The organism is Larkinella sp. C7 (genome assembly GCF_006149005.1).
GTDB lineage: Bacteria > Bacteroidota > Bacteroidia > Cytophagales > Spirosomataceae > Larkinella.
The window spans coordinates 1-14,584 of record NZ_VBSL01000007.1; the positions used below are offsets into that span (position 1 = coordinate 1).

At 52.4% G+C, this 14,584-nt stretch carries 9 protein-coding genes and 1 pseudogene; 6 read left to right on the forward strand and 4 right to left on the reverse strand.

Translation table 11 applies throughout. From position 1 onward, the window contains the following. Window positions 1-190 (reverse strand): annotated as a pseudogene (locus FH871_RS18290) (hypothetical protein); the annotation flags it as partial. Between the two features lie 185 nt (window positions 191-375). On the opposite strand from FH871_RS18290, the gene lpdA reads away from it, so the two are divergent. Together lpdA and FH871_RS18300 are read left to right on the forward strand one after the other, a co-directional pair. Further along, on the forward strand, window positions 376-1,776 hold the full coding sequence (gene lpdA / locus FH871_RS18295; RefSeq protein WP_138992861.1) for a dihydrolipoyl dehydrogenase: 1,401 nt from the start codon (window positions 376-378) through the stop codon (window positions 1,774-1,776). A 214-nt stretch (window positions 1,777-1,990) separates the two neighbouring features. Continuing rightward, window positions 1,991-3,676, forward strand: a complete 1,686-nt coding sequence (locus FH871_RS18300; protein WP_138992862.1) for a hypothetical protein — start codon at window positions 1,991-1,993, stop codon at window positions 3,674-3,676. 113 nt (window positions 3,677-3,789) lie between these two features. Here the strand turns inward: FH871_RS18300 and FH871_RS18305 are convergent, their stop codons facing one another. Next, window positions 3,790-4,095, reverse strand: a complete 306-nt coding sequence (locus FH871_RS18305) for a hypothetical protein (RefSeq protein ID WP_138992863.1) — start codon at window positions 4,093-4,095, stop codon at window positions 3,790-3,792. 122 nt (window positions 4,096-4,217) lie between these two features. Between FH871_RS18305 and FH871_RS18310 the strand changes: the two genes are divergently transcribed. After that, on the forward strand, window positions 4,218-7,124 hold the full coding sequence (locus FH871_RS18310; protein WP_138992864.1) for a gliding motility-associated C-terminal domain-containing protein: 2,907 nt from the start codon (window positions 4,218-4,220) through the stop codon (window positions 7,122-7,124). Between the two features lie 131 nt (window positions 7,125-7,255). Here FH871_RS18310 and FH871_RS18315 read toward each other — a convergent pair whose 3' ends face one another. Then, complete coding sequence (locus FH871_RS18315) at window positions 7,256-7,729, reverse strand: Dps family protein (RefSeq protein WP_138992865.1); 474 nt, start codon at window positions 7,727-7,729, stop codon at window positions 7,256-7,258. 59 nt (window positions 7,730-7,788) lie between these two features. Next, window positions 7,789-8,790, reverse strand: a complete 1,002-nt coding sequence (locus FH871_RS18320; protein WP_138992866.1) for a type I glyceraldehyde-3-phosphate dehydrogenase — start codon at window positions 8,788-8,790, stop codon at window positions 7,789-7,791. A 477-nt stretch (window positions 8,791-9,267) separates the two neighbouring features. On the opposite strand from FH871_RS18320, the gene FH871_RS18325 reads away from it, so the two are divergent. The 3 genes from FH871_RS18325 to FH871_RS18335 all read left to right on the forward strand — a co-directional run bounded on the left by FH871_RS18325 (window position 9,268) and on the right by FH871_RS18335 (window position 14,574). Further along, window positions 9,268-9,852, forward strand: coding sequence for an RNA polymerase sigma factor (locus FH871_RS18325; RefSeq protein ID WP_138992867.1), 585 nt, complete (start codon window positions 9,268-9,270; stop codon window positions 9,850-9,852). Beyond that, the gene (locus FH871_RS18330; RefSeq protein WP_138992868.1) at window positions 9,849-10,937 is read left to right on the forward strand and encodes a FecR family protein; all 1,089 of its coding nucleotides are present in this window, start codon (window positions 9,849-9,851) and stop codon (window positions 10,935-10,937) included. The genes FH871_RS18325 and FH871_RS18330 overlap by 4 nt, the downstream gene beginning before the upstream one ends. 169 nt (window positions 10,938-11,106) lie before the next feature. Then, complete coding sequence (locus FH871_RS18335) at window positions 11,107-14,574, forward strand: TonB-dependent receptor (protein WP_138992869.1); 3,468 nt, start codon at window positions 11,107-11,109, stop codon at window positions 14,572-14,574. Window positions 14,575-14,584 lie beyond the last annotated feature (10 nt).

Sequence of the window (14,584 nt, forward strand, 5' to 3'; positions counted from 1 at the left end):
AAAGGAAATTGGGTTTATTACGGACTAATGCACGGACCAATAAAAAATCGGAAATCCGTTCGACGGTTCGCTGCAATTTTTCGGGCAGATTTTCGACCCTGATCGGATTCAGGCCAACGGTTTTCCGAACCAGGGGCAAAATGATTGCTGCCAGATTTTCCCGAAAAATCTTATCGTAATCCTGTGGCATGAACGCACGGTTTCAAGACGATTTCTTCTTAGACGGGAAAGGATGCGGAAAGTAATGCGGGAATAGGCGATGATTGAAAACCTGGCCGGAGTAGAAGTAGGTGGTAAATCAACTTTTCAAACTAACTTTGCGTTCCCCTGATAGAGTTACGGTTAATTCTACTACTCATTAACATTCCGCAAATTATGGCATCACAATATGATGTAATTGTTCTTGGCAGCGGCCCCGGAGGCTACGTAGCTGCTATTCGTGCGTCACAATTAGGTATGAAAACCGCCATTGTCGAACGCGAAAGTCTGGGTGGAATCTGCCTGAACTGGGGCTGTATCCCAACCAAAGCCCTGCTGAAAAGCGCGCAGGTTTTTGAATACATCAAACATTCTGAAAATTACGGTATTACCATCAGTGGTGAAGCAAAACCGGACTTTGGCGCGGTGATCAAACGCAGCCGGGGTGTGGCCGACTCGATGAGCAAGGGCGTTACCTTCCTGATGAAGAAAAATAAAATCGATGTTCTGTTCGGAAACGGTAAAGTAAAACCGGGTAAGAAAATCGATGTAACCGATAAAGACGGTAAAACCGCTGAATACGAAGCCAAACACATTATCATTGCCACCGGTGGCCGCGCTCGCGCCCTGCCCGCCGTCCCGATCGATGGAGAAAAAGTGATCGAATACCGCAAGGCAATGTCGCTGACAAAACAACCCGAATCGATGCTGGTGATTGGTTCCGGGGCCATTGGCGTCGAATTTGCGTATGTGTATGCGTCAATGGGCACGAAAGTGACCATTGTCGAATTCCTGCCGCGCATTGTGCCGGTCGAAGACGAAGAAATCTCGAAAGAACTCGCCAAGCAGTACAAAAAGCTGGGCGTCGATATTTATACGAGTTCGGAAGTAACTAAAGTCGATACAAGCGGAAAACTTAGCAAAGTGTACGTCAAGACGCCGGATGGCGAAAAGACGTTCGATGTGGAAGTGGTGCTGTCGGCGGCTGGCGTAGTGGCCAACATCGAAAATATCGGTCTGGAAGAAACCGGGATCAAAACCGAACGGGGTAAAATTACCACGGACGACTTTTACCGCACCAATGTGGACGGATATTACGCTATCGGTGATTGTACCAAAGGCCAGGCGCTGGCCCACGTGGCCTCGGCCGAAGGCATTATCTGTGTGGAAAAAATCGCCGGTCTGGACCACGTCGAGCCGATGAACTACAACAACATTCCCGGCTGTACATACTGTACACCGGAAATTGCGTCGGTTGGCTACACGGAGGCTGCGGCCAAGGAAGCCGGTTATGACATTCTGGTGGGTAAATTCCCCTTGTCAGCATCAGGAAAAGCCAAAGCCGCTGGTGCACCGGAAGGCTTCGTGAAAGTGATTTTCGACAAAAAATACGGCGAGTGGTTAGGTGCTCACTTCATCGGGTACAATGTTACGGAAATCATTGCCGAGGTGGTGGCTGCCCGCCGGTTGGAAACCACGGGTCATGAAATCCTGAAAGCCGTTCACCCCCACCCGACCATCTCGGAATCCATCAAGGATGCGACGGAAGCCGCTTATGGCGAGGCAATTCACCTCTAAGTCAGGAGAATAGACTTTTCGTTTTTACAGAAATGCCGCCGGGAACGTTATCCCGGCGGCATTTCTGTTTTTACGATTCAGTTAGCAAAATGTGCAGTTGAACGGGCTGAACTTCCGTTTGCTGATTCGTTTGCTTTCGGCCTGTCCCCGCCTGCCTATCTTTGTCGAACGGTTTTAAAACCGGTATACCAACAACAAATACCGCTAAACACTCATGAAAAAACCAGTACTGTTCTGGTTGGCAGCCACCTTTTGCGTCGCGGCCAATGCCCAAGACCCCATGACCGGCCCGCTTTCCGGCGTATCCACCCAGTTGAAACCCGTCAAAACGGGAAATGCACAGTTCATTCAGAAAATCGAAGCGTCGCAACCCAACTACCGGGCGACTTTTTCCGTGACCAAAACCAGCGATAAAGGCAAAGGCGATGAAAATACGTATTTTCTAAATTTATCGGATCTGGATGTCTCAACGGTAACGTATAAGGTTGAACGAGACGTGATTGCGGTTTTGGCCGATACCAAACAACACCGCAAGTTCGTCCGCTACAGCGAGAACGGCGAGTTGAAGAGCCTGACCGACCGCGTTAAACTCTACGCCGATAATCCGGACATTGCCAAAGCACTCGTTGAGTCGTTGAAAAAAGTGATTCTGGCCGCCGAAAAAGCCTACAAACCCGCCCGTACGCCCGAGACGCTGGACGATTTGCGCCAGTGGCTGAAAGCCAACATTGGCAACGAAGCCATCGGGTCTGACAAATACGAACAGGCGCTCACCTTCGATTTTGATAACCCGTTGCGGGCGGTTTTCCGCCGGAGTGAAGTGGGCGCGAAAGGATCAGCCTCTTCTGAAACGTTCTCGTTTAACCTCGGTGATCTGGGTCTGGAAGGTTTACAGGTGGAAACCAAAGGCAAACGGTTTGAGTTGTCGCTGGTGGTTCAGCAAAAGCAGAAGCTGATGGGCTATGCGAAGGACGGAAAACTGGATAATGTCGTTCAGACGTTTGAAATCATCAGTGGTGATGCCGACAAAATCCGGGATGTGGCTGCCGCCTGGCGCAAGCTGATTCCGCTGGCGGTCAAGCAACTGGAGTCCAAAAAGCCGGTTTTTGCCGCGATGCCCGCTGCGCAGAAATACCTGGAATCGAGCATCCAACCGGCCAAAACCAACGACCGCACGATTGAGCAGAGCCTGAAACCGGATTGTATCTGTACGTACACCCGGCGTGAAACCTACAATAAAAACAATACCGAAGAAGTCTATGAGTTCAATCTGGCCGATCTGGCGGAGAAAGGGGCCAAACTGGGTGTCGATAAAGAACTCTACACCATCGATCTGAAAACGCGTGATAACCGCCGGTTTATCGGATATACGAAGAACGGAGTCCGTCAGAATTACGTATCCGAAATCGAACTGGCTTCCGACAATCTGGAGAACGTCCGATACATGTCACAGGCGTTTGAGAAAGCCGTTCAGGCGTGTGTGCAATCCCGGAAAAGCCCCGTGCCAACGACTGGTCAACAAGCCCGGCTGGACTGGATTTCGCAGCAGCTTCCCAAAGAATCCGGTGAAAAAGAGCCGGTTACTTATACGCTGGCGGCCGAAAATGGCACCTGTGATCTCAAGCTGACGGTAGCACAAGGTGGCCGGAAAGTATCGGAGCTCGTCTATGACCTGGCCTTGAAAGATATGAATGCGGATGCCACCAGCTTCGATGTCGACGGCAAAAATGTCTACGTCAGCCTGGTGACCAAAGGCAAAGAAAAACTGGTGAAAACCTTCAAAGACGGAAAACCTTCCGACTACGTCCACACGGTAAAGATTCAACTGGGCGATATTGAAAAAGGCCGCTACGTAGCTGAAGCCTTCAGGCAGTTGATTCGGAACTGCGTATCGAATTAACAAAATCCACACCGCCTGTTTAGGGTTTGGCATGAACGGTTTTCGGACGGTCGTTCATGCCAAACTTTTTTGTTTTTCAAGCTACAGGAAAGTGCGCCATCCTGCCCTAACCGTCAGGCCGGAATGATTTCAACCGGTAGTTCACCCGTCAGGTTTTTGACCAGGTCCGCTACGTGGATGACAACGGCTTTCATGTCCTCTGCTGAGGGCGCATCAACATGCGGTATGGTTTCGAAGGTTGCCGTAAGATGATCTTTTTCTGCCGCTAAAAGGAAGCGAAAATCCGGCAGTTCTACCTCGACTTTTTCGTCGGGAGTCATCTCTACCGACTGAATGATCCGGTGCCCGGGATTCAGTTCAAATTCATCATTCCAGAGCTGCCGGACGCGTTTATACACTTTTTCAATCGTTGTATCCATGATTGGGAATTGAAATTTACAGTGCAATATAAGCAGCAGCACCGTTTTTTTTCACGCAAAAGCGATGGATTGGTATGCAAAAACCAGATGATGAGCCGTTTATATGAAATACGACGGGCTCTATGAAAAGGTATCTACTTCTGATCTTCTGGGCATTGCTGAATCTGGCAGCGGTTTCGGATGCGCTGGCCACCCACGTTCGGGCGGGCGAAATTACGACCCGGCGGGTGTCGTCTACGTCGCTGACCTACGAAATTACCTTAACGGTTTATTATGACGTCACACGCGGCCCCGGCGGGGGCTATGATGCGGCCCTTGCTCAGCGGGATGTCAATTTCTGTTTCGGCGTCGGGCAGCAAATGCGCCGGGTGCCCCGGGTCGATGCTGAAACCCGAAACATCAATGCCAATACCACCATCAACATCTACCGGACCACCTATACCTATTCGGGGCCCGGTGTCTACGACATCAGTTGCACCATCGTCAACCGGAACGAAGGAACCCGTAATATTCCCGTTTCGATCAATACCAGCTTTAAACTGCGGACAACCATCGTGGTGAATGCCAATCTGGGGCTCAACAGCACCCCGGTTTTGTTAAACCCCCCGTTGGATTCGGCCCGCGTGGGCCAGAAATGGTGCCACAACCCGGCGGCTTTCGATGCTGATGGCGATAGTCTGGCCTACCGGCTTTACACGCCTTCCGGGAAAATAAACGAGACCGACGATGCTTCCTGCGACCTGGGTTTTGTGGCCGGTTATTCGGACCCCACGACGATTGGTCTCAATCGGGTCAATGAAGCCAATACCGGCCCGGCGACCCTGACGGTCAACGCCCTGACCGGTGATGTCTGCTGGGACGCCCCCGCCGAAGTAGGCCAATATAACATTGCGTTCATTGTGGAAGAATGGCGGGATGGTGTCAAAATCGGCGAAATTGTCCGCGATATTCAAATTATAGTGACGCCTTCCATCAACAAACGTCCGGAACTGAAGGTGCCGGAAGATCTCTGTGTGGAGGCCGGAACGCTCATCAACCAGACCATTACGGCCACCGATCCCGACGGAAACCGTCTCGAATTGACCGGCTACGGCGGCCCGTTCAACAAAGGTCCCAATAATGCTACCGTTCAACTGGTGGCTCCGCCTGCCGCTACGCTGACGCCAGCGGGCGTTCAGAACAGTCCCGCAACGTCGACTTTTCGCTGGCAAACCAACTGCGCCCACGTCCGGGCCGAACCGTACGATGTCATTTTCCGTGTTGTCGATTTCCCGCAAAGAGCGGGTCAGACTCAACTGGCAACACTTGAATCGTTCCGAATCAGGATTTATGCCCCCAAACCCCAGAATCTCACCGCCCGCCCGACCACGGACCCGGCCGGACGCGCCATCATTCTCAATTGGGCTGCCTATGCCTGCGGGGTTTCGACACTGCCGTCGGGCACGCAAATGGCTATTTATCGCAAGGAAGGCTGTGAGAACCTCACCCTCGACCCCTGCACCGAGGCCGGTTTATTGGCTTCGACCGGCTACGTGAAAGTTGGCGAGGTGCCGATTGACCAAACCACGTTTACGGATAACAATTCCAGTCAGGGACTACCGCGGGGTGTGCAGTACAGCTACCGGATTGTGGTCATTCTACCCCGTCCTAACAACGGCCAAAGTGCGGTTTCTGAGCAGGTTTGTGTGACGCTGCCCCAACAGGTACCGCTGATTACCCACGTCACCGTCGATAGTACCTACGATACCCGGGGCGTTGTCACGGTTCGCTGGACCCGCCCGCCCGGTGTCGACCCCAACGACGGTACCGGCCCGTTCCAATACCGCCTGTTCCGGGCTACCGGTCTCACGGGCACCAACTTTACCCAAATTGCGGCCATCAGCACCACGTTGCAGCCTGGTGTTGCAGATACGGTGTATACCGACCGTGGATTGAATACCGTGGCAAATGCCTATCGCTACCGCATTGAATTCTATTTCACCGACCCGGCTTCCGGCCAGTTGCAGCGGCTCGATGCGACCGAAAATGCCAGTTCGGTCCGGCTGACGGCAACTCCCGGAACGCGACGCGTTCAGCTTGCCTGGGAAGCCAGCGTGCCCTGGAGCAACGACAACCAGCAACATCGCGTATATCGCAGCAAAACCGGTCCCAACGGGCCGTTCAACCTGGTGGCGGTGGTTCCGGTCACTACGGCAAATAGCTACACGTATACCGATCAGGGAGCCGATACCTACGCGGCCGATGGCGTTCAGCCCGTGACCATGTCGGTCGATAGCAGTTATTGTTACCGGGTGGAAACCGTAGGGCGGTATTCGGCTCCGCTGACGACGATGTTGCTGAACAATTTCTCGCAGGGCGTGTGTGCAATGCCCATTGACACGACCAGACCGTGCCCCCCACAGTTGGCCATCGATACGCTCCATTGCGCCAGTCTGACACCCGAAGCGTTCTGCAATCAGACAACCTTCGCCAACACGTTAACGTGGCAAAGGCCGACAACGGGCGAGTGTGACCAAAACGTAGTCAAATACAATATTTATTATGCGCCCTGCGAAGGACAGGAGCTGGTTTTGCTGGCGTCGGTGAACGCGCCCACGATGACCTATCGGCACGAAAATCTGACTTCCTTCGCGGGGTGTTACGAAGTCCGGGCGGTGAATCGGAGTGGTCAGGAAAGTGTGGCTTCCAACCGGGTTTGTAAGGATAATTGCCCGTATCTGATGATGCCAAATGTATTTACGCCCAACGGCGATGGCAAAAATGACGAGTTTCAGCCCATGCAATGTCCCCGGTTTGTGGAGTCGGCCGAATTGATCATTGTCAACCGGTGGGGTGGGCAAGTCTATCAGAACAACAGTGTCGATGGCGCGCTGACCTGGAATGGTACCAACAGCCGCGGTCAGGAATTGCCGGGCGGTTTATATTACTACCAGATTCGGGTGAAATTCACGCGGCTGAATTGCGCTGCACCGGAGGAAATCTACAAGGGCTGGGTGGAGATTCTGAGAGAATCCGGCGGAACGAATTAATGAAGCGATTCCGATTTTTAATGAACCTGAATTTTAAATGTAAAATGATGAATATCGAATGTAAAAGTTTTTGAAGAGCGCCTGGCTACTTTTACATTCGATATTCATCATTTTACATTTAAAATTCCCTTTTATTTAATATGCGCCCGCAGCATCCAGGCAATTTTCTCGTGTTTTTCCATCAAACCGGTGATGTAATCACTCGTTCCGGCATCTTTGTGGGCGTCGGCAAATTCGTCAATATTGCCCCGGATAAACGCAATGATGCTTTCGTGGTCGGCCAGCAGTTTTTTGATCAGGCTGCGGCTGTCGTTTCCACCGGCATCGTGCTCGGTTAAGTGCGTCAGTTCCAGGAAGCTTTTCAGCGTAGCGGGCGCATAATGACCCAATTGGCGAATCCGTTCCGCGACCTCGTCCACAATCTCCGCCGATTGCGTGTATAACTCCTCAAAATACAGGTGTACAGAATGGAAATCCATACCTTCCAGATTCCAGTGGGCATTGAGGGTTTTTGTGTATAATACAAATTCATCGGCCAGCAATTTGGCCAGTTGGTGAGCGACAACCTCCCGGTTTTCGGCTGAAATACCAATACTTGTTTTCATCTGTTGTGTGTGTTAAAATGGGAACTGTGGGCTTGAAAGGCAATGTAGACAAAACGCTGTTAAATCCGTTCGGCCAGGTGGGCGGCCACTTCGGCCAGGCGGTTTGAGAAACCCCATTCGTTGTCGTACCAGGCGGCTACCGACAGCAGATTCCCTTCTTTCGCTGTCAGTGGCAGATCGATAATGGACGAATGCGGGTCGGCCACAATCCGCGACGAGGCCCACTCCTGCTCCAGCACATCCAACACCCCTTTCAAGGGACCTTCCGAGGCCGCTTTGCGGAACGCGTCATTAACTTCCTGTACGGTGCAGTCTTTTTCAGTAATCAGGTTTAACTCGGCGATGCTGCCGGTGCGCGTCGGAACACGGTAGGCTTTCCCGGTGATTTTGAGGTCTTTCCAGATAAATTGCAAGGCGCGGGCGGCTCCCGACGACGACGGAATGATGTTTTCGGCCGCAGCCCACGAATCCCGCCGGTCTTTCATCGGCTGATCCGTCAATGATTGAGTATTCGTATACGAGTGAACCGTCGAAAATAAACCGTATTGAATGCCGAAATTCTCCCGAATCACTTTCACCACGGCCGCCAGCGCATTGGTCGTGCAACTTCCCATGCTGATGATGTGGTGGTTTTCAGGATCGAACGTGTCGAGGTTGATGCCTTTCAGCAATACGGCATCGCAATCGGCCAGGGATTTGCTGGGCGCACTGATGAGCACGTATTTAGCGCCCCGGTCCAAATGGACTTGCGCTCCGGCGCGGGTGGTGGCCCGGCCCGTACAGTCGACCACCAGATCGACGCCCAGCGCCTTCCAGTCGGGGACTTCCTTGGCGGAGTTGATATACGGAATGGTTCGGTCGCCAATGGTCAACTGGCCTTCGCTGCCCGAAACGGGCTCCGGCCAGCGGCCGTAGTTGGTATCGACCGCAAACAGAGCCGCCAGGGTGGACTCATCACGGATGTCGGAAATCGAAACGGGAACAAAGAGGTTGTTGCTCAAGCCAACACGCAGAAACTGCCGCCCAATGCGACCGAATCCATACAATGCAATAGTTGCCATACGAAGGATGATTTGTTGAACAAACGGGGAATTTGGCGTCAATCCGCGCTAAAACGGCACGGCTGACTTTTCTATGCCCTTACAAAATGATAAGGGATAGGAGCCTTTAAAAAGTTCAGTGAACCTTAATAAATATACGAACCGGGAAATGATCCTGACAAGGCGGTTCAACCAGCGCGGAAGCCATTACACCGGGTTTAATTGGATTCCTGAAAAACCTGCTCATTGGCATCGATCACCCAATTCCGTAAAGATGACCGATCGAATGCCCTGAACGCGTATTTCCTGAAAATCAATAAACCGGCCTTTTTGAACTTCCAGCCCGGCTTTTCAACTATTTTTAGAAAAAAAAGGATTAAAATCGATATGACTCGGCATTAGTAATTAAACGGACATGGTTTTGGGCAGATAAATCCTACCATTGTTCAACTATTCCTAACCCGACCTTTTATCACTGTGCCGACTTATCATCCCCCTATGGATTTGTGGTATGCCTTCCGCCAGGGGGATGAAGCGGCTTTTCAACAGATTTACCGGTTGTATGCGCGCGACCTGCTCAATTATGGTTACAAAGTAACCAACGATGTGCCGCTCATCGAAGACAGCATTCACGACCTGTTCATCGAACTGTGGCAAAGCCGGGCCAACCTGAGCGACACGGATTCGATCCGGTTTTACCTGTTCCGGTCGTTGCGCAACAAGATCAACAAAACCCGCCACCGCGATCCGTTCTTTCAGGCTTCCGATATTGACACCGTCCATACGGCAGACGACTTTATCATTGAAAATACCCTCATCGAGCACGAACAACGGGAACAGGTACAGCGGCAACTTCGCAAAAGCTACGATCTGCTGACGCCCCGCCAGCAGGAAGCCCTGAATCTTCGCTTTTACCAGCACTTCAGCAACGAGGAAATTGCCCGGATTATGGGCGTCAACTACCAGTCGGCCTGCCGGTTTATTTACTCCGCGCTGAAAACACTCCGGGAAGCCGTCCGGATTTTTTCCTGGGGACTTTTGTGGATTGGGCTGGAAGGATTCTTAACGCATATACAACCATGAATTATTATCAATTCAGCACGGAGGATCTGGCGGCTGACGACTACTTCAAGGAGTGGGTCAGCTCGCCGAGTCCCGAAACGGAAGCCTTCTGGACGGAATTCCTGCGGGAGTATCCGGAAAGGTATTACCAGGTGGCCGAAGCCCGGCAACTGGTGGCTGGTTTGCGGGACATTCAGCACCAGCCCGCGTTAACGCAGAAAGTAGATATTATCTGGAACCGAATCGAAGATACGCTCGAAAGTGCCCGTCCGCTGCCGGTGGAACGTTGGCTTACCGGACTGCGGGTTTGGAAAGTAGCGGCAGCGGTTTTGCTGATGCTGGGCGTCGGCTGGTTCGGTTGGCAGCAACTGGACAAAGCCGGTTTTTCGCCGGCAGAACGATCTCTGACCGGGAATGAATGGGTGGAAACGCTCAATGAAGCCAGTCAGATCATGCACATTCAACTGGCGGATGGCAGCCGGGTCGACCTGCAAAAAGGTGGCCGACTGCGTTACCGGAACGAACTGGCAGGAACCCAACGGGAAGTTTTTCTGACCGGCGAAGCTTTTTTTGATGTAAAAAAGAATCCTAAAAAACCGTTTGTCGTGTATGCCAATGGGTTGGTAACGAAGGTGTTGGGGACCAGTTTTTGGATCAAAGCCCCGGCGGATGCACCGACGGTGACGGTGGATGTCAAAACCGGTCGGGTATCGGTTTATCCCAACCAGCCGAGCCGCGTTCACGACCCGGAGTCAAAAGGAATGGTGTTGACGCCCAACCAGAAAGTCGTTTTTCAGCGCGAGGCTGAGACCCTCAACAAACTGCTGGTGGAAAAACCGCTCCCGTTGATTCCCAAAAAAGAAATGCAGCGGTTTGTATTTGAAGATGCGTCGGTAGACCGGGTTTTTACGGCCATCGAGCGGGCTTACGGGATCGATATTATTTTCGATGAGGAAGTGATGCAGTATTGTACGCTGACGATGAGCATCGATAATGAAGATCTTTTTCAGAAGCTGGATGTCATTTGCAAAGTGCTCGACGCCCGGTACAAATTGCTCAATGCGCAGATCGTAATCTATAGCAAAGGCTGTCCTAAACCCTTGTAATAAACCCCTGCCGGTATGCCAATCCAATAAGCTTTTACCCAAAAAAACATCAGTGATGCTCGTAACACCACTGATGCCGATTCCCCCTCGATGCGCTGGTTTTGCCGTCGTCCTTTTCAGGATGAAGAGGGTTGTTTTGTCCAAAAATTTAACAAAACCTTTAAAGCTAATGAAAAAACCAATACCAATCCAAACCCTGCTGTTACTCATGAAACTCTCGCTGGCCCAGGTCATTCTGGCCATGATTTGTACGGGTGTTTCGCTGGCCTATGATGCCACCGCCCAGGAAGTATTGAATAAGCGGGTAAGCTTTCGGTTTGAAAATCAGGGCTTACGCAAGGTGCTGAAAGAAATCGAAAACCAGACCAACATTCGGTTTGCGTTTCGGCCCCGGGAGATTCCCTTCGATCGAAAAACGACCCTCATTGTGTCCAACGAATCGCTGGGGGCCGTTTTGGATAAAGTGGTAAAACCGCTTCGGCTCCGCTACGAAGTCGTTGGAAGGCAGATTGTTATCTCACCGATTTCGGAACCTTCCAAACCCGAGTCTTCCCTGCCGGTAGTTAATGAAAACACGGCTTTTATGGGATCGGTCGAGCAAACCGTCAGCGGAACCGTGCGGGATGAAGCCGGGCTGGCCCTTCCGGGGGTGAGTGTGGTGGTGAAAGGCACGACCAAGGGAACGTCCACCGATGCCGAAGGCGCTTTTCGCCTTTCGGTGCCGGATACCAAATCGGTGCTGGTGTTTTCCTACGTTGGTTTTGTGAATCAGGAAGTTCCGGTCAACAGCCAGACCACGTTTATGATCACGCTGAAATCCGACGACAAAACGCTGAGTGAAGTGGTCGTCGTGGGATACGGTACGCAGAAAAAAGCCGACCTGACGGGCGCCATTGCAACCATTTCGGCGGATAAGTTCAAGAACAAGGCAGCGGTTTCGTACGGCGAAGCGCTGGTGGGCCAGATGGCGGGGGTGCAGGTGCAGCAGATCAACGGCGCTCCCGGTGGCGAAGGGCTGTCGGTTCGGGTGCGGGGAACGGGATCGATTACGGCGGGGAATACGCCCCTCTACGTGATCGACGGGTACCCGATTGAAGGCAGTGCGTTTTCACTGGTGAACCCTTCCGATATTGAAAGCATTCAGGTGTTGAAAGATGCCTCTTCCACCGCCATTTACGGGTCGCGGGGTTCCAACGGCGTTATTATTGTTACCACGAAAAAAGGGAGCATCGGCGCTCCAACCATCTCTTACAACGCATTTTACGGGATTCAGCAGGTTGCCAGAAAAATGGACGTGATGAACACCCGCGAATACATTGAGTTTTTTAAAGACGGCCACAACCAGGCCTGGCTGGATCGGGCACCGATGCCCGGCAATGCCCCGCATACCATCAATGATCCCAATTCCGTCCGCGAAAAATATACCAACTCCAGCTTTTACGTCATTCCCGAACGTTTCAATGATCCGAGCCAGTTTGCGGACATCAACTGGCAGGACCAAATCTTCCGGATTGCCCCAACGCAGCGGCACGAGCTTTCCGTAACCGGGGGCGTCGAAAAAACCCGGTATGCGATTTCCGCAGGGTATACGAATCAGGAAGGTATTCAGATTAAAACCGACTTCAAACGGTACAATTTGCGGGCGAACATTACGTCGAACATCAGCAAAAAGCTGGAAATCGGTACCACGATCAGCGCGTATTATTCGGAGAACAACAACGTCGATGATGGCAAAGACAGCCCGCTGGCCTATGCCGTTTACCTGCCCCCGATTTATCCGCTCAGAAATGCCGATGGTACCTACGGTTCGCAGGTTCGGAACCCCGAAATCTGGGCGGGTGACGTTGCCAACCCGGTCGGGATTGCCGAAAACATAACCAATTTTACGACCAGAAACGGACTCATTGCCTCGGTCTACGGCCAGTATGAAATCATCGAAGGCCTGAAATACCGGATCAGCCTGAACGGTTCGCTGGAAAATAAACGGTTGAAATACTACCGCCCTTCGTTTGTCGATACCGACGGTTCGCGCGCGCCCAAAACCGCCGATGCCCGGAATGAAACCTGGCTGGACCGCAACTGGCTGATCGAACATACGTTGAATTACAATAAAACGCTGTTCAACAAGCACGCCATTGGCCTGTTAGCCGGGTATACGGCCCAAAAAACCTTCGGTGAGTACACGCAGGTGATGGCCCAGAATTTCCCCAACGACGTGATCCGGACCCTGAATGCCGGGCAGATTGTGGGCGGAACCAACACGGAATTCCGCAATTCGCTGATTTCGTATTTAGGCCGGTTTACGTACGCATACGATGAAAAATACCTACTGACGGCCAGCATCCGGACCGACGGTTCATCCAAGTTCGGGGCCAACAACAAATGGGGGACGTTTCCTTCGCTTTCCGTCGGCTGGCGGGTGAGCAGCGAACCGTTCATGCAGGACATCCGGCAAATTACGGACCTGAAACTGCGGGCGAGCTGGGGTCTGGTCGGCAATAACCGCATCGGAAATTACGACGCCATTGCCCGCACCAGTTCCAATTATTACATCCTGAACAACAGCCTGGTCAATTCCGTCAATCCGATCAACTACCCGAACCCCGATCTGGGCTGGGAGAAAACCCGCCAATGGAACCTTGGTTTTGACCTGGGCTTACTGAACGGGCGGATTCAGGTGGAAGCGGATTTCTACAACAGCCGGTCGGTCGATCTGCTGCTGAACGTGCCGGTTCCGACGCTGACCGGTTATGCCACGCAGCTTCAGAACATCGGGCAGGTGGAAAACAAAGGCATGGAATACCTGGTGCGAACCCGCAACCTGATCGGTAAATTGAAATGGTCGACGGATTTCAACATTTCCTTCAACAGAAACAAAGTGCTGGCGCTGGGGCCGGATCGACTGCCGATTTATGCGGGCGCGCCCAATGCCAACAATACGTTTATCACGACGATTGGCCAGCCCATTGCCACGTTCTACGGCTACCAGTATGACGGTGTCTTCAAAAATCAGTCGGAACTGGATGCTGCGCCCCATTTGGCAAACGACCACCCCGGCGATCCGCGCTACATCGATATCAACAAAGACGGCGTGATCAGTGCGGCTGACAAAACCTATCTGGGCAACAACCAACCCAAATTTATGTACGGTTTCAGCAACGATTTTTCGTATAACCGCTTCGATCTGAATGTGCAGTTGACCGGTTCGCAGGGGGCTAAACTGTTTAGTTTTTTCAACCGGATGGTCGGTATTTACCACGGTGACCGGAACGGACGGACCAAGCTGATCAATCGCTGGCGGTCGGAAAGTGACCCGGGATCGGGCGACATTCTGCGGGCCAACCGCGATCCGAAAGGCTTACAAAAAGAGCCTTCCAGCTATTGGGTGGAAGACGGCTCTTTCCTGCGCATCCGGAATGTTTCGCTGGGCTACAATTTTGCACCGGCCCTCACCCAGCGCCTGCACGTCAAGGGCTTACGGGTTTACGTGACGGGGCAAAACCTATACACCTTCACAAAATATCCGGGCTTCGATCCGGAAACGAGCAGCCAGGGCGACGGGTTATCGCGGGGCGGTGATTACTTGGGCTACCCGGCCGCCCGCACCATCATCGCTGGGCTTAATGTAAGTTTTTAATTACCTGATC